Origin of the sequence: Neisseria sp. 23W00296 (assembly GCF_044772855.1) — a bacterium.
GTDB lineage: Bacteria > Pseudomonadota > Gammaproteobacteria > Burkholderiales > Neisseriaceae > Neisseria.
In genome coordinates, this window is sequence record NZ_CP173024.1 from 916,027 (window position 1) to 931,780 (window position 15,754).

Here is a 15,754-nt window from a genome sequence, read left to right on the forward strand (position 1 = left end):
CACTGTATGTCATGTTTGATTTGGCTGAAGAGCTCAAAAACAGTAAATCTCTTGATAAATCTAGGGGTGTTGACATTCAAGCCAGCCTTAAAACCGTAGCAGCCAGATAAATGTTGGCAGCAAAAGATTCATCCGTCTTTTCACAACGCATCGCAATCTTTTTAAACTCCTTTATCCGGCAGAAAAAGTTTTCAATCAGATGCCGCCATTTGTATTTCCCACGGTCATAACACCTCTCCGTGTTACGACCTTTGCGTGGGGGGATAACGGGCTCGATACCCTTTTGTGTCAATTCCTTAATCAGCCAGTCTGCATCAAAGGCTTTGTCGGCAAGCAGTGCACCAAAGCTTTTATCCTTAATCAGTGATAGGACGCCGCAAATGTCGTTGCGCTGTCCGGGCAGCAGTATGAAATCACATAAATTGCCCAAAGCATCGGTCAGGGCAAGGATTTTGGTCGTCATCCCGCCTTTGGATCGGCCGATTGCCTGTTTGAGCGTCCCCCTTTTGCGCCCTGACCGTGCCGATGGGTTTTGACGATGGTGCCGTCTATCATGGTGTATTCATAGTCGGCATTTGTGTTCAGATGTGTGAAAATATTTTTGAAAACATCTAATTGCACCCACCGGCGGTAGCGGCGGTAAACGCTGTTCCAGTTGCCGAACTCCTGTGGCAGATCGCGCCACGGACTGCCGGTGCGGACTATCCACAGTACGGCCTCAAGAAACAGGCGGTTGTCTTTGGCGGTTTTACCCGGGTCGGCTTTTTTACCCGGACAAAGCGGTTCGATGGCTGCCCACTGGGCATCGGATAGGGTATGTCTGGTCATATCTGTATGATACTGTGAAAAATTGAATGTCAAGAGCCCCTAGGGTTTTATATAGCCGTTCTAAAAATCGAGTTACCGTTGTAGCTCCCTCTCTCATTTCGCAGTGCTACAATGAATTTGGTGCTGTACTAGATAAGCCCTAAATTCCACACCACCGGCGCAGCACTTTGAGCTGCTCGGAGGGTGTGCCAAAGTTAAAACGGAACTCGCATTCTTTCAAGAAAAGCGGGAAAAATTTACGGTCGATTCCATTGTATTTGCGCAGTACGCGCTTTGCCTGATTCCAGAAATTTTCAATGCCGTTGATATGGTTTTGTCTGTCGGCAAACAGCTTGCTGTGATTAATGCGGTGGTGGGTAAATCCGCTTACATCCAACACATCATAGCTGCTCAAACAATCCGTATAGACAATACTGTCAGGCATAATTTTCTTTGTTATAACAGGAAATAACGTCTCTCTTTTAGCGTTTTCAACAACCACGGTATAAACCTTGCCGCCGCGTTTGAGAATGCCAAAGACTGCCACCTTTCCTGCCGCACCGCGTCCGCGTTTGCCTTTGCGGTGTCCGCCAAAATAACTCTCGTCCAACTCAATTGAGCCGCCAAAAACCGTATCGGCTTCCAATGAAAGATGATGGCTGATGACTTCGCGAATCTTGCGGTAAAACAGCACTGCCGAATTGGGGTGGATGCCCAATAAATCAGCAGCCGAACGGGCAGTAACTTCGAGTACAAAAAACTGAAGCAGTTTCTTTTGAATACTCTTTTTTAGTTTACAACGGGTTATCTTCATTTTTGCAGTCTGACATGACTGCTTATCTAGTACAGCCCCCTATCTTTTGCTGTGGAGTCTATTCTTCATTCTCTTCGTCGTAACCGGTATACGACCAATCGTCGTCGTTGTCGAAAATATCAAGCAGCTCGTTAAAGCATTCTTGGTCTTGCGAGACGACAAACAGGCCGGTTGCTTCGCCTGCGGCGTTTTTGCAGACGACAACGGCATCCGTGTCGCCGCGCGTGTAATAGTCGGCGCCACGGTCGCAAAGTTCGTCGAGCCGCTGCCGCCGCTCGGCGATGTGTTGCAGGGCGGCGGGCGGCAGAGGCTCTTCGCCGACATGGTTGGCGACGAAGCGCAGCCCTTCCATCGTGCCGTTGAAAAGGGCGTTTTTCCACAAAAAGGCACTGAGTTTTTCGTTTTCCAACAGCCAGCCGCCGCTTTCGGCCGTGTTGTAGCAGACGTAGACGGGCGGGTCTTCGGCGGCCGAATCTTCGTGCCGTATGCCCCATACGGCGGCCTGTTGGTATTCCTCGCAGAAAATCAGGAAGCCGTCGCCGCTGTCGCGGGTGTCGCCGGTGGCGGCAAGCAGGCGGTTGAAGCTTTGGTTGGCGGCGGCGCTGCCGCCGAGGCGGCGCAGGTATTGTTTCAGCGCGGCGGGCAACGCTCCGCCCGCCTGTTTTTCGGCGGCGGCAAGGGCGGCTTCGTTCCGGCACCCTTCGTCTTCGGAGAGGGCGTAGAGTTTGGCGATGCGGTCGGTGTAGTGCATATTTGTCCTTTTGAAACGTGCTGTTTGGTTTGTTCAACAGCTTGTTGGAGCTTTGTTTTCAGACGGCCTTTGATGCGGATGCCGTCGGCAGCGGCGCGGCGGGCGCGGTTTGGTTTTGATGTGTTCGAACCATGTTGGCGGGCTATAGCCGCTGTCTCGCAGGTGTTCGCGGAAAGTGTAGCGGCAGATTCTGCCCTTGCCGTTGCGCCATCGGGCGATGATTTTGTCGTCGTCGTAGCGGAAGCGGCGACGGGCGATGATGTACAAAGAAAGGATGCAGAACAGCCTGCCCGTCAGCCAGAGGGCGGCGGCATACCATGCGGAAAACCCGGCGGCGAAGGATGCAATCAGAGCAGCAAAGGCGGCCAACGTGCAGTAGTCGGAGGCGGCACGCAGCAGGTCGTCGGCGCGGGAGCAGCGGGCAAAGCCGATGCGTTCGACTTCGTGGCACCACATCGGGGAAAACAGGAGCATGGTTTCCTTTCGTCAAAACGGGCGGCAGATATTCAGACGGCCTGACGCAAAATGCGTCAGGCCGTCTGAACTGGCTTATTTGAAGAAATCGCCTATGCCTGCGGGCAGTCCTTGGGTGAACTTGCCCATGGTGGAGGCGGTGAGCGATTCGGCGGCCTCGTGCGCGGCATTGACGGCGGCGAGGACGAGGTCTTCCAGCATTTCTTTGTCTTCGGCGGCTTCGGCGATCAGCTCGGGGCTGATGCTGATGCTGCGGATTTGGTGGTTGCAGGTCATGACGACTTTCACCAGGCCGTTGCCCGCTTCGCCGCCCACTTCGGTGGCGGCCAGCTCGGCCTGTGCTTTTTTCATGTTTTCCTGCATTTTTTGAGCCTGCTGCATCAAGCCGCCCAGTCCTGCTTTTCCGAACATCGAGGATACTCCTGTGGTTGGTGGTTTAAAAAAAATGTGGCGCACCCGCGCCGGGATACTCGCTGTAAATGGGTTGGAATTTCGCTTTCAGACGGCCTGAACGCCGTATTCTTCGAGGTCTTCCGCACGCAGCAGGCTGTTTTCGTGCCAGCCTTCGGCGTTTAGGGCGGCCATCAGCGCGCGGCAGTCGGGGTCGGCTTCGAGGCGGCGGCGGGCTTCTTCACGGCCTTCGCGTTGCAGGCGCGCGCGGCGCATAGCGGGGGTTTCCCAGCCTTTGTCTTCCTGCCACGGCACGGTTTGCAGGCTGAGGCCGTTCAGGCCGTAGGCTTCGGCGAGGGCGTTGCGGATTTTGTCGAAATATTCTTTGGTGGTGGTGGCCGGGGCGTTGCCGTTGAGGGCGAACAGAAGGCGGTTTTGCGCGGTGTCGTAGTTTGTCCAAGCCATGTGGTCGGCCAGCATCTGCGCAGCACCGAGACGTTTGTTCAGACGTTTGATCACGGCGTGCCAGTTGGCGGCGGACAATTCGGGCATGGGAGCAAAGTCGGCTTCTTCCGCGCCCTCTTCCTCCGCACTGTCTTCTTCCGCGTTTTCCTGCTCCTGCGCGGGCTCTGCGGCGGGCAGTTCGTCGAAGGGGATGTCTTCGTCGCGCTGCCATGCGGCGGGTGTGGCGGGCAGGCTGCCGTTTTCTGCCGTGCGGCCGTCTGAAACGGGCGCGCTTGGTGCCGCTGTTTCGTCCTGCGGGTTTTCAGACGGCCTTTTGTCTGCCGCAACGGTGGCGGCGGGTTCGCGGACTTGGTTTGCGGGGTTTTCAGACGGCCTCTGCGCTGCCTGTGTGTCGGCCGACGGTTTGCGGCCGTCTGAAACGGGGATTGCTTCGGCGGCGGCGTTTTCCCACGGCGGGGTGCCGTCTGCGTCGTTTTGTTCTGCCGTGTGGTTTTCAGACGGCCTTTTGTCTGCCGCAGCGGCGGCGGGTTCGCGGACTTGGTTTGCTGGATTTTCAGACGGCCTTGTTTCGCTTTGCGGCGCGTTGGTCAGGCCGTCTGAAACGGCTTCGGACGATACGGCGGGATTTTCAGACGGCCTTTCGGCTGCGGCAGTTGTTGTAGTGCTTGCTGGCAAGCTGTTTGCGGGGCTTTCAGACGGCCTCTGTTGTCCGGCCTGCGTGTCGGCGGGCGTTTTGTGGCCGTCTGAAACGGGGGCGGCGGTTTCAGACGGCCTGTGCTTTGTTTCTGCCGCTCCGTTATCGGCAGAAGCGGGGGCGGGGTCGCTGAGGCCGCTGCCGGCGATATGGCCGCCGACATGGGCGGGGGCGGCCATGGGGGCGAAGGCGAGCATGCGCAGGAGGGTCATGACGAAGCCGGCGTATTCGTCGGGGGCGAGGCTCAAATCCTGTTTGCCGCGGATGGCGCATTGGTAGTAAAGCTGGATTTGTTCGCCGCCCAGTTGCGCGGCGAGGGCGGCGAGGGCGGGACGTTCGGGGTCGTCGGCGGGCACGGCGGCGGGCACGGTCTGCATCAGGGCGATGCGTTGCAGCAGCAGGGCGGTTTCACTCAGGGCGTTGTCGAAACCGACGGCGCGTTCGGCCATTTCCTGCGCTTTTTGCAGGAGGGCGGCGCCGTTTTGTGCGGCGATGCCGTCGAGCAGTTCGTATAAATAGCGTTTGTCCACCGCACCTATCATTTGCCGCACGTCGTTTTCCGTTACCTGTCCCGAGCCCATGGCGATGGCCTGGTCGAGCAGGCTGAGGGCGTCGCGCATCGAGCCTGCGGCGGCGCGGCCGAGCAGTTGCAGGGCGGCGGGCTCGAAGGGGATTTGTTCGGCGGTGAGGACGTGTTCGAGGTGGGCGGCCACCTGCTGCGCGGTCATGTTGCGCAGGACGAATTGCAGGCAGCGGGAGAGGACGGTGACGGGGACTTTGTGCGGGTCGGTGGTGGCGAGGATGAATTTGACGTGTTCGGGCGGCTCTTCGAGGGTTTTGAGCATGGCGTTAAACGCACTTTTGGAGAGCATGTGCACTTCGTCGATGATATAGACTTTGTATTTGCCCGCGGTGGGGGCGTATTGGGCGTTTTCCAGCACTTCGCGGATGTTGTCGATGCCGGTGTTGGAGGCGGCGTCGATTTCCAGGAGGTCGACGTAGCGTCCGGCGTCGATGTCGCGGCAGCTTTGGCATTCGCCGCAGGGTTCGCCGTGCTGCGGCTTTTCGCAGTTGAGGCTTTTGGCGAGGATGCGGGCGATGGTGGTTTTGCCGACGCCGCGCGTGCCGGTGAGCAGGTAGGCGTGGTGCAGACGGCCTTTGTCGAGGGCGTTTTGCAGGGCTTTGACGACGTGTTCCTGGCCGACTAGGTCGGCAAAGGTTTTCGGACGCCATTTGCGGGCGAGGACTTGGTATGCCATAGGGAAAGCTCGTGTGGCCGTCTGAAAGGCGGCGTGGGGAAAACGCGGCATTATAAACGAAACGCTACGCGCGGCGGCGGAAGAAAGGCCGTCTGAAAACGCCTGAGGCGGTTTTCAGACGGCCTGATGGGAAGTTTAAGACGGGTTTACACGGCGGCGGCGCTGGTTTCTTTTTCAAAGTCCAGCTCGGCTTCTTCTTTGCCGGCATTCCAGCCGATGCGTACGAAGCCGCCGTCGGCGAGGCGGCCGAAGAGGAGTTCGTCGGCGAGGGCGCGGCGCAGTTTGCTTTGGATGAGGCGGTGCATGGGGCGGGCGCCCATTTGCGGGTCGAAGCCTTTTTCGGCGAGGTAGGCGCGCAGTTCGGGCGTGAATTCGGCTTCCACTTTTTTCGCCAGCAGCTGCTGTTCGAGTTGCAGCAGGAATTTGTCGACGACGCGGGCGATGACGGCGGTGTCGAGCGGGGCGAAGGGGATGACGGCATCGAGGCGGTTGCGGAATTCGGGGGTGAAGGTTTTGCTGATGGCCTGCATTTCGTCGCCGCGTTCGCGTTTGGCGGTGAAGCCGAGGGTCGGGCGGCTGAGGCTTTCGGCGCCGGCGTTGGTGGTCATGATGAGGATGACGTTGCGGAAGTCGGCGCTTTTGCCGTTGTTGTCGGTGAGCCTGCCCGCGTCCATCACTTGCAGGAGGACGTTGAAGATGTCGGGGTGGGCTTTTTCGATTTCGTCGAGAAGCAGCACGCAGTGCGGCTGTTTGTTCACGGCTTCGGTGAGCAGGCCGCCCTGCTCGAAGCCGACGTAGCCCGGCGGCGCGCCGATAAGGCGGGAGACGGCGTGGCGCTCCATGTATTCGGACATGTCGAAGCGTTGCAGGGGCACGCCGAGGGAGAAGGCGAGCTGGCGGGCGACTTCGGTTTTGCCGACGCCCGTCGGGCCGGAAAAGAGGAAGCTGCCGACGGGTTTGTCGGGCAGGCCGAGGCCGGAGCGGGACATTTTGACGGCGGCGGCGAGGGCGTCGATGGCGGCATCTTGGCCGAACACCATGTTTTTCAGGTTGCGGGCGAGGTGTTTGAGGATTTGTTTGTCGTCGTGCGACACGGTTTTTTCGGGGATGCGGGCGATTTTGGCGACAACGGCTTCAATCTGCGCTTTGCCGATGACTTTTTTCTGTTTGGACTTGGGCAGGATTTTCTGCGCCGCGCCCGCTTCGTCCATGATGTCGATGGCTTTGTCGGGCAGGAAGCGTTCGTTGATGTAGCGGGCGGAAAGTTCGGCGGCGGCTTCGATGGCGCCGTTGGTGTAGCGCACGTCGTGAAACTGTTCAAACATGGGTTTGAGGCCGCGCAGGATGTCGGCGGTTTCGGCCACGCTGGGTTCGGCGACGTCGATTTTTTGGAAACGGCGGCTGAGGGCGTGGTCTTTGCTGAATATGGTGCGGAATTCGTCGTAGGTGGTGGCGCCGATGCAGCGCAGGCGGCCTTTGGCGAGGGCGGGTTTGAGCAGGTTGGAGGCGTCCATCGTGCCGCCCGATGTACTGCCCGCGCCGATGATGGTGTGGATTTCGTCGATAAAGAGAATGGCGCCGTCGGTTTCGTCGAGGGCTTTGATGACGTTTTTGATACGCGCTTCAAAGTCGCCGCGGTATTTCGTGCCCGCCAAAAGCGCGCCCATGTCGAGCATGTAGACGGTGTCGCCCGCCAGCACGTCGGGCACTTGGCCGCCGACGATTTGGTGCGCCAGCCCTTCGGCCAGCGCGGTTTTGCCCACGCCCGCCTCGCCGACGAGCAGCGGGTTGTTTTTGCGGCGGCGGCACAAAACCTGCACCAGCCGCTCCATTTCGGCTTTGCGGCCGATCAGCGGGTCGATGCGTCCGGCGCGCACTTCGGCATTGAGGTTGACGGTGTATTTGGCCAGCGCGTCGCCGCCTGCGGCGGGTGCGGCTTCGTCTTCTTCGTTTTCAGATGGCCTCTGCACCTCTTCGCCGGTTTCACCGTGGGCGAGATAGCGCAGGATTTCCACGCGGCCGACGGATTGCAGTTGCAGGAAGTAAACGGCGGGGCAGTCTTTTTCGCCCATCATCGACACCAGCACGTCGACCGGGCGCACTTCGCGTTTTTCCATCGACTGCGCGTGGATAATCGCCCGCTGCATCACGCGCTGGAAGCCGAGCGTGGGCTGGGTGTCGGTTTTGTCGAGCAGGCCTGCGGGCAGCATGGGCGTGTTGTCCTGTATGCTGCTCAAAAGCTGGCCGGAGAGCACGTCCAAATCCACATGCAGCGCTTCGAGCACTTTCTGCACTTCGTCCGACTGCTCCAACAATGCCAGCAGGAGCTGTTCGAGCGTAATCATCTCGTAGCTGCGCGCGCGGGCGTCGGCGTAAAGCTCCTGCAAAATCTGTTCCAAAGCATCCGAAATCATGAAACCTCCTCTATCGTACATTTGAGCGGGAAACCCGCATCGGCGGCGCGGCTGTGCACCTGCATCTGCTTGGTTTGCGCCACGTCGCGCGTGTAGGTGCCGCAAAGGCCTTTGCCCTCGTGGTGCACCAAGAGCATCACGGCCACGGCGCGCTCCTCGGGCAGCATAAATACTTCGGTAAGTATCTTCACCACGAAATCCATGGTGGTGTAGTCGTCGTTAATCAGGAAAACGCCGTATTGGCGCGGCGGACGCAGTTTCAGGGCGCTGCCGCCTTCCGATTGTTGGTGCTGTGTTCCCATAGGGCAGGTCTTCTTGTCGGTGTGGTCGAATCCGCCCATATATTGCCTGCGGCCGCGTTTTTCAATCTTTCAGACGGCCTGTGCGCCCGCAGCGGCAATGAAATAAGAATAATTATCTTATCACAGACAAATCACGTCCGCCCGCCGATTTGCACAAGAAACGGCAATAATTTGACATCCGTCAGACCCTACTCTTTTCAGACGGCCTCCATTACAATCCGTCCGCCATATCCTCGTTTCACAAGCCAAATACCAACAGCCTCCAATACGTTAAAGGCCGTCTGAAAACCTTTCAGACGGCCTCAAACACGAAAGCCCCTCATGCTATACGCCCTCTACCTGCACAAAAAAACCGACATATTAAGCATCGACTGAACATCGGAAAACTACGATCTGCTAGACCAAGAAGGCTGGCTGGACACCCAGTCAGTGCAACTGAAATTCAACCTGAAAGCAGGCAAACCCCCCGCCACACTCAACCGTTACGACATCATTTTCCATTTGGGGTATTTAATCATCAGCCAAAAAGTCAAAACCCTTTTGCAGCCCGAAGCCGAGCGGCGCTGGGTGCAGTTTTTAGGCATTGCCATCAACGGGCACGGCGTATCCGATGATTTCTTCGCCCTGCACGTTACCAACCACGAACACGCCACCGATTTTTCCCGCAGCGTTTACGAAAAAACGGGCTTTGACGGCTGCGAAGAATACGAATTTGACGTGCAGCAGCTCAAAGACGCATTTGACTGGGACGTATCCATCGCCGCAGACGCCGATTACCCCACGCAAACCATCGTCAGCGGCGATTTGTGCCGACGGCTGATGCAGGCGGGCTTGAAAAACACCGTCCGCTTTTACCACCGCATCGACAACCGCGACGCGGAACAATCCGTGTGGCTTGCCAGCGAGTAGCCCAGCTATCCATGCCCGACAAAACACCGATAAACCCGACAACCGCCCGTTATCGAGAAAGACCAACCCATGCCCCACACACCCGAACCAGGCACGGTTTACGCCGTCCATTCCCCGCTCGACCAACGCTGGCATGCCTACCAGCTTGTCCACGCCGTTTCCGCGAAAGCCAACAAACGCAGCCATGTCCATATTTGGGAGATGCAGGGCGCGTTTGCGCGTTTGGAAGACATCGTATTAGGCAAACTCAAACAAGCGCCTGCTTACACCTTGGCGCACGACCCCGCCCCGCGCCTGCCGATTAAAAGCTATATGGGTAAAATCCCTGCTGACCATATTCCGCTGGGCGTACTGCCCCTGCCCGGCGACGAACCGCCTAGCTCCTACTGCGGCGACATCAACTGCTTCCCCTTCGTGCCCGAAGCAGCGTATGCAACGGATGCCGCAGACATTGAGCAAGCCCATTACCGCAGCCAAGAAACCGCCCCGTTCGACTGCGCCGCCTTCGCCCGACAATACCCGAAAATGCGCGTGCTGTCCCTGTTCGATTCCGAAATCGCCCACTTCGCCGCCCTCGCGCAACTGCCCGAACTGCGCAGCCTCACCCTTATCCGCTGCTTCCCGCTCGGCGGCGGCCTGCCCGATTTGTCCGCGCTGCCGCATCTCAATTTCCTGTGGATAAGCGGTTTTCCCTATGCCGCAGGCAGCGCACTCAAAGCCCAAGCAAAAAAACTGCCGCAGCTGGGCTACGAAATCACGGGTTTGCGCAAACCCGAATGGTATGCCGCCAACCGCGACAACCCGCTCGCCGCCCTTGCCGATGCCGAACACATCCGCGCCGCCGATGCCAAAGCCGCCGCCAAAATCTACACAGGCAGCCTAAAAACGGCTCTCGCCCTGCCCGCCGACGGCTTTCAGACGGCCTTGGAACAGCTTGCCGCCCAATACGCCGCCGCGTTCAACGGACTCAACGCCCAACGCGGCTGGATAGAAACCGAAGAACGCGAAACCCTGTGCGATGCGTTTCACACCCTTGCCCGCCTCGCCGCCGAAACCGTCGGCGCAAGCGCGGATGCCGACGCGCTGCAAGCCGCGTTGGACAAAGCGCGCGATTGGTAAAGGCAGCCTGAAAGCCGTAGCTCGGGCATTCATGCCCGACAAAACACCGATTAATCCAACAACGTCGGGCATCCATGCCCGACCTACATTTTCAATCCCAAAAACCATGACCCACCCCCTTCCCACAAAATCCGCCCCGCGCGTGCGCTGGCTGAACCTTACCGCCGGCAGCCTGCCGTATTTTTTAACACAAAACCTGCCGCCCAAAACGCTGAAAATCGTGTTTACGCCCGATGCGGAGAGTGCGTTGCGGCTGCAAACGGCGTGGCAGTTTTTCCGACCGCAGGACAACGCGCTGTTTCTGCCCGACTGGGAAACGCTGCCCTATGAGCGTTTTTCGCCGCATCAGGATTTGGTGTCGGAGCGGCTGTCGGTGTTGTGGCAGCTGAAAAACGGTTTGGCGGATGTGTTGTTCGTACCGGTTGCCACGGCGATGCAGAAGCTGCCACCCGTGCCGTTTCTGGCGGGGCGCACGTTTTGGCTGAAAACGGGGCAGACTTTGGATATAGGCCGTCTGAAAACCGATTTGGTGGATGCGGGTTACAACCATGTTTCCCATGTTGTCGCGGCGGGTGAGTTTGCCGTGCGCGGCGGGATTGTCGATTTATTCCCAATGGGCAGCGAGATGCCATACCGCATCGATTTGTTCGACGATGAAATCGACAGCATCAAAACCTTTGGCCCCGACAGCCAGCGCACCATCGCGCCCGTATCGGAAATCCGCCTGCTGCCCGCGCACGAGTTTCCCACCGACGATGCGGCGCAAAAAATCTTCCGCAGCCGTTTCCGCGAGGAAGTGAACGGCAATCCGAACGCGGCGGCGGTGTACAAAGCCGTGAGCGGCGGGCAGTTTGGCGCGGGGGTGGAATATTATCTGCCGCTGTTTTTTGAAGAGGGCTGCGCGACGCTGTTTGACTACATCGGCGGCGACGCGCTGGCGGTGTGCGTGGGCGATGTGCACGCCGAGGCGCGGCGGTTTGAGGCGGAGGTGAAATCGCGTTTCCAGATGGCGCAGGGCGACGAAACCTATCCGCCGCTGCCGCCGCAGCATCTGTATTTGGCGGCAGACCAGTTTTCAGGCTGCCTGAAAGCCTATCCGCAGATTCTGCCCGAATTGGGCGGCACGGCGTTTGCGTTGCCAAATGTGGCGGTGAACCGCCAAGCCGAGCAGCCTTTGCAGGCCTTGCAGGATTTTCAGGCTGCCTTTGGCGGGCGGATTCTGCTCACAGCCGAAAGCGCGGGGCGGCGCGAAACGATGCTGGGCTTTTTCGCGCAGCACGGTTTGAAACCGAAAAGCGTGGACGGCTGGCAGGCGTTTTTGGAGAGCGGCGAGAAGCTGTGTATTACGGTAACGCCGCTGGCTTATGGGTTTCGGCTGGGGCAGCCTGAAAACAATGTAGATCGGATTCTTGAATCCGACATCCCCGCAGCGTCGGACATTTTGTCGGATATGAGTATCCGACCTACGGATGTTTCAGACGACCTTTCAGGCAGCCTGAAAGCCGAAACGTCGTCTGAAAAGCAACCTGAAAACAGCGCAGGTCGGATTCTTGAATCCTACACTTCCGCAGCGGCAGACGTTTTGTCGGATACAAGTATCCGACCTACGGATATTTCAGACGACCTTTCAGGCAACCTGAAAATTGCCCTTATCACAGAATCCGATCTCTACCAATACGTCGCCAAAAGCCGCAGCAGCACGCGCCGCAAGAAGCATGCCGCCGTTTCAGACGGCCTGTTGCGCGACCTTGCCGAAATCAGCATCGGCGACCCCGTTGTCCACGAAGAACACGGCATCGGCCGCTACATGGGCTTGGTGTCGATGGACTTGGGCGGCGAAGCGCAGGAAATGATGTTGCTGGAATACGCAGGCGAAGCGCAGCTTTATGTGCCTGTTTCGCAACTGCATTTAATCAGCCGCTACTCGGGCGCGGCGCATGAAAACGTGCAGCTGCACAAGCTCGGCAGCGCGGCATGGAGCAAAGCCAAGCGCAAGGCCGCCGAAAAAGCGCGTGACACCGCCGCCGAATTGCTCAACCTTTACGCCCGCCGCGCCGCGCAGGAAGGCTACAAATTCCAATTCGACGAAGACGGCTACCGCGCCTTTGCCGACGGCTTCGGCTATGAAGAAACCGAAGACCAGGCCGCCGCCATCGCCGCCGTGATTAAAGACTTGACGCAGGCGAAGCCGATGGACCGCCTTGTGTGCGGCGATGTCGGTTTCGGAAAAACCGAAGTCGCCCTGCGCGCCGCGTTTGTGGCGGTGATGGGCGGAAAACAGGTCGCCGTACTCGCCCCGACCACGCTTCTGGTGGAGCAGCACGCGCAAAATTTCGCCGACCGTTTCGCCGATTTCCCCGTGAAAGTCGCCAGCCTTTCGCGTTTCAACAACAGCAAAGCCACCAAAGCCGCGCTGGAAGGCATGGCGGACGGCACGGTCGATATCGTTATCGGTACGCACAAATTGGTGCAGGACGACATCAAATTCAAAAACTTAGGTTTAGTGATTATCGATGAAGAACACCGCTTCGGCGTGCGCCAGAAAGAGCAGCTCAAACGCCTGCGCGCCAATGTTGACATCCTCACCATGACCGCCACGCCGATTCCGCGCACCCTCAGCATGGCGCTCGAAGGCCTGCGCGACTTCTCGCTGATTACCACCGCTCCCAGCCGCCGCCTCGCCGTCAAAACCTTTGTCAAACCGTTCAGCGAAGGCAGTGTGCGCGAAGCCGTGTTGCGCGAACTCAAACGCGGCGGACAAGTGTTTTTCCTGCACAATGAAGTAGATACGATTGAGAATATGCGCGAGCAGCTGGAAACCCTGCTGCCCGAAGCCCGCATCGGCGTGGCGCACGGACAACTGCGCGAGCGCGAGCTGGAGCAAGTCATGCGCGACTTTTTGCAGCAACGATTCAACGTGTTGCTCTGTTCCACCATCATCGAAACCGGCATCGACATCCCCAACGCCAACACCATCATCATTAACCGCGCCGACAAATTCGGACTGGCGCAACTGCACCAGCTTCGCGGGCGCGTCGGCCGCAGCCACCACCAAGCCTACGCCTACCTGCTCACGCCCGAATACATCACCAAAGACGCAGAAAAACGCCTCGACGCCATTGCGGCGGCAGACGAACTCGGCGCAGGTTTCACCCTCGCCATGCAGGATTTGGAAATCCGCGGCGCAGGCGAAATCCTCGGCGAAGGACAATCCGGCGAAATGATACAGGTCGGCTTCACGCTCTACACCGAAATGCTCAAACAAGCCGTGCGCGACCTCAAAAAAGGCCGCCAGCCCGATTTGGACGCGCCATTGGGCGTAACCACCGAAATCAAGCTGCACAGCCCCGCCCTGCTGCCCGAGGGCTACTGCCCCGACATCCACGAACGGCTGGTACTCTACAAACGCCTCGCCACCTGCGAAACCGAAGCCCAAATCAACGCCGTGCACGAAGAACTGGTTGACCGCTTCGGACTGCCCGAACAACCCGTAACCACCTTGCTGGAAAGCCACCGCCTGCGCCTTGCCGCCAAAGCCTTGGGCATCACCGCGATTGATGCTTCATCCGACGCGCTCACGCTCACCTTCGGCAAACACACCATGGTCGAGCCTGCCGATATTATTCTGCTGATGCAGAGCAATAAAAATTATCGTATGGCGGGCGCGGACAAGCTGCGCGTGAGCGCGGTAATGGAAGACATCGAAACACGCATCAAAACCGTGCGCGCCGTATTGAGAAAACTGGCGAACAAAGAAACCTAGCAAACAAAGGCCGTCTGAATCTTTCAGACGGCCTCAAGCCCAACCCACGTAAAACCATGTCCCAACCCGATTTCACTTTTTTCATCTACGACTACGAAAGTTTCGGCATCAGCCCCGCCGCCGACCGCCCCGCGCAGTTTGCCGGTATCCGCACCGACGCGGATTTCAACATCGTCGGCGAACCGGTCATGTTCTACTGCCGCCAAACAAGCGACTATCTGCCCTCGCCCGAAGCGGTGTTGCTTACGGGTATCACGCCGCAGGAATGCAACGCAAAAGGCGTGTCCGAGCCGGAATTTGCCGCGCGGATTTGGGCGGAGTTTGCCCGCCCCAACACCTGCATCATGGGCTTCAACAACATCCGCTACGACGATGAAATGACGCGCTACCTGTTTTATCGCAACTTCATCGACCCCTACGAATACAGCTACAAAAACGGCAACTCGCGCTGGGATTTGCTCGATGTCGTCCGCGCCTGCTATGCGCTGCGCCCCGAGGGTATCGAGTGGCCGCGCGATTCAGACGGCCTGCCCGTGTTTAAGCTGGAACAACTCACCGCTGCCAACGGCATCGCCCACGAACACGCCCACGATGCAATGTCCGACGTGTACGCCACCATCGAAACGGCCAAACTCATCAAGCAAAAACAGCCGCGCCTGTTCCAATATTTCTTTGAACACCACAGCAAAGAAGCACTCAAAGCCATGATCGACACCCAAGGCCTCACGCCGCTGGTGCACGTATCGGGCATGTTTGGCAACCGGCGCGGCAACACCGCCCTCATCGCGCCGCTGGCGTGGCACCCCACCAACGCCAACGCGCTGATTGCCTGCGATTTGTCCGCCGACTTGGGCGATTTGCTGACCCTCGATGCCGACACCCTGCGCGAGCGGCTGTACAGCAAAAAAGAAACCCTGTTGGAACAAGGCATTCTGCCCGTGCCGCTCAAACTGGTGCACATCAACAAATGCCCGATACTCGCGCCGCTGAACACTTTGCGCGCCGAAGATGCCGAACGTTTGGGCATCAGCCGCGCCGAGTGCCTCGACAATCTCAAAGAGCTGCAAAGGCCGTCTGAAATCCGCAGCAAAGTACAGGCAATCTTCCGCCAAACGCGCGAATTTGCGCCCGGCGACAATGTGGAAACCGAGCTTTACAACGGCTTTTTCAGCCCCGCCGACAAAAACAGCATGACCGCCCTACGCAGCCTGCCGCCCGAAAAACTCGCCGACAGCGGCCTGGTTTTCCAAGATACGCGCATCGGAAAGCTGCTGTTTCACTACCGCGCCCGCCATTTTTACCCCAGCCTCAGCCGCGCCGAACAAATCCGCTGGCAGAAATACCGCCGCAAAAAACTGGAAACCGCCCTGCCCGACTTCAGCCTGAGCCTGCAAAGCCTCGCCGAACAATACGCCGGCAATCCCGACAAACTCATGCTCCTGCAAGACTTGTACGAGTACGCCGAAAAGCTGGTTGGCTGACCGCCTATCGCGCTGCGTAAGAAATAACCGTCAGGCCGTCTGAATAATCTCGCAGGTATGTGAATTTATTGTTTAGACCCAAGTCCCGATAGATTCTTAAAGAGGGGTAGTT

At 58.4% G+C, this 15,754-nt stretch carries 12 protein-coding genes; 4 read left to right on the top strand and 8 right to left on the bottom strand.

The features are described from left to right. Positions 1–76: 76 nt before the first annotated feature. The 8 genes from ACG2K1_RS04635 to ACG2K1_RS04670 all read right to left on the bottom strand — a co-directional run bounded on the left by ACG2K1_RS04635 (position 77) and on the right by ACG2K1_RS04670 (position 8,370). Positions 77–828, bottom strand: a protein-coding gene (locus ACG2K1_RS04635; RefSeq protein ID WP_402839131.1) for an IS5 family transposase whose coding sequence is annotated in 2 segments (ribosomal slippage) — positions 77–492 and positions 492–828 — 753 coding nt in all. Because the reading frame shifts where the segments join, the coding sequence is not laid out codon by codon here. A 139-nt stretch (positions 829–967) separates the two neighbouring features. Then, positions 968–1,621: an IS1595 family transposase gene (locus ACG2K1_RS04640; protein WP_402838892.1), complete on the bottom strand. Its 654-nt coding sequence runs from the start codon at positions 1,619–1,621 to the stop codon at positions 968–970. Positions 1,622–1,679: 58 nt separating this feature from the next. Next, the gene (locus ACG2K1_RS04645; protein ID WP_395429513.1) at positions 1,680–2,372 is read right to left on the bottom strand and encodes a hypothetical protein; all 693 of its coding nucleotides are present in this window, start codon (positions 2,370–2,372) and stop codon (positions 1,680–1,682) included. Positions 2,373–2,405: 33 nt separating this feature from the next. Further along, positions 2,406–2,846 (bottom strand): hypothetical protein, encoded by a 441-nt coding sequence (locus tag ACG2K1_RS04650; protein ID WP_395429514.1) that lies wholly within the window; start codon positions 2,844–2,846, stop codon positions 2,406–2,408. A gap of 75 nt (positions 2,847–2,921) precedes the next feature. Beyond that, positions 2,922–3,257: a YbaB/EbfC family nucleoid-associated protein gene (locus tag ACG2K1_RS04655; protein WP_395429515.1), complete on the bottom strand. Its 336-nt coding sequence runs from the start codon at positions 3,255–3,257 to the stop codon at positions 2,922–2,924. Between the two features lie 87 nt (positions 3,258–3,344). Further along, positions 3,345–5,654 carry a DNA polymerase III subunit gamma/tau gene (gene dnaX / locus ACG2K1_RS04660; protein WP_395429516.1) on the bottom strand — a complete coding sequence of 770 codons (2,310 nt, stop codon included), beginning with the start codon at positions 5,652–5,654 and terminating at the stop codon, positions 3,345–3,347. Between the two features lie 146 nt (positions 5,655–5,800). Beyond that, entirely contained in the window at positions 5,801–8,068 is a 2,268-nt protein-coding gene (gene clpA / locus ACG2K1_RS04665; protein ID WP_395429517.1) for an ATP-dependent Clp protease ATP-binding subunit ClpA, read from the bottom strand. Continuing rightward, on the bottom strand, positions 8,065–8,370 hold the full coding sequence (locus ACG2K1_RS04670) for an ATP-dependent Clp protease adaptor ClpS (protein ID WP_036495564.1): 306 nt from the start codon (positions 8,368–8,370) through the stop codon (positions 8,065–8,067). The genes clpA and ACG2K1_RS04670 overlap by 4 nt, the downstream gene beginning before the upstream one ends. A gap of 429 nt (positions 8,371–8,799) precedes the next feature. Here ACG2K1_RS04670 and ACG2K1_RS04675 point away from each other — a divergent pair, with 429 nt between their 5' ends. The 4 genes from ACG2K1_RS04675 to sbcB all read left to right on the top strand — a co-directional run bounded on the left by ACG2K1_RS04675 (position 8,800) and on the right by sbcB (position 15,642). Continuing rightward, positions 8,800–9,279, top strand: coding sequence for a hypothetical protein (locus ACG2K1_RS04675; RefSeq protein WP_395429518.1), 480 nt, complete (start codon positions 8,800–8,802; stop codon positions 9,277–9,279). A gap of 69 nt (positions 9,280–9,348) precedes the next feature. Continuing rightward, a complete protein-coding gene (locus tag ACG2K1_RS04680; RefSeq protein WP_395429519.1) occupies positions 9,349–10,398 on the top strand; it encodes a hypothetical protein in 1,050 nt (349 codons plus the stop codon). A gap of 106 nt (positions 10,399–10,504) precedes the next feature. Continuing rightward, positions 10,505–14,161, top strand: coding sequence for a transcription-repair coupling factor (mfd, locus tag ACG2K1_RS04685; RefSeq protein ID WP_395429520.1), 3,657 nt, complete (start codon positions 10,505–10,507; stop codon positions 14,159–14,161). A gap of 56 nt (positions 14,162–14,217) precedes the next feature. Then, positions 14,218–15,642: an exodeoxyribonuclease I gene (sbcB, locus tag ACG2K1_RS04690; protein ID WP_094030965.1), complete on the top strand. Its 1,425-nt coding sequence runs from the start codon at positions 14,218–14,220 to the stop codon at positions 15,640–15,642. The last annotated feature ends 112 nt before the right edge of the window (positions 15,643–15,754 follow it).

Bases quoted from the DNA above. Each gene is read 5' to 3' on its own strand.
- ACG2K1_RS04640 (WP_402838892.1), bottom strand. From the start codon at position 1,621: ATGAAGATAACCCGTTGTAAACTAAAAAAGAGTATTCAAAAGAAACTG.
- ACG2K1_RS04645 (WP_395429513.1), bottom strand. From the start codon at position 2,372: ATGCACTACACCGACCGCATCGCCAAACTCTACGCCCTCTCCGAAGAC.
- ACG2K1_RS04650 (WP_395429514.1), bottom strand. From the start codon at position 2,846: ATGCTCCTGTTTTCCCCGATGTGGTGCCACGAAGTCGAACGCATCGGC.
- ACG2K1_RS04655 (WP_395429515.1), bottom strand. From the start codon at position 3,257: ATGTTCGGAAAAGCAGGACTGGGCGGCTTGATGCAGCAGGCTCAAAAA.
- dnaX (WP_395429516.1), bottom strand. From the start codon at position 5,654: ATGGCATACCAAGTCCTCGCCCGCAAATGGCGTCCGAAAACCTTTGCC.
- clpA (WP_395429517.1), bottom strand. From the start codon at position 8,068: ATGATTTCGGATGCTTTGGAACAGATTTTGCAGGAGCTTTACGCCGAC.
- ACG2K1_RS04670 (WP_036495564.1), bottom strand. From the start codon at position 8,370: ATGGGAACACAGCACCAACAATCGGAAGGCGGCAGCGCCCTGAAACTG.
- ACG2K1_RS04680 (WP_395429519.1), top strand. From the start codon at position 9,349: ATGCCCCACACACCCGAACCAGGCACGGTTTACGCCGTCCATTCCCCG.
- mfd (WP_395429520.1), top strand. From the start codon at position 10,505: ATGACCCACCCCCTTCCCACAAAATCCGCCCCGCGCGTGCGCTGGCTG.
- sbcB (WP_094030965.1), top strand. From the start codon at position 14,218: ATGTCCCAACCCGATTTCACTTTTTTCATCTACGACTACGAAAGTTTC.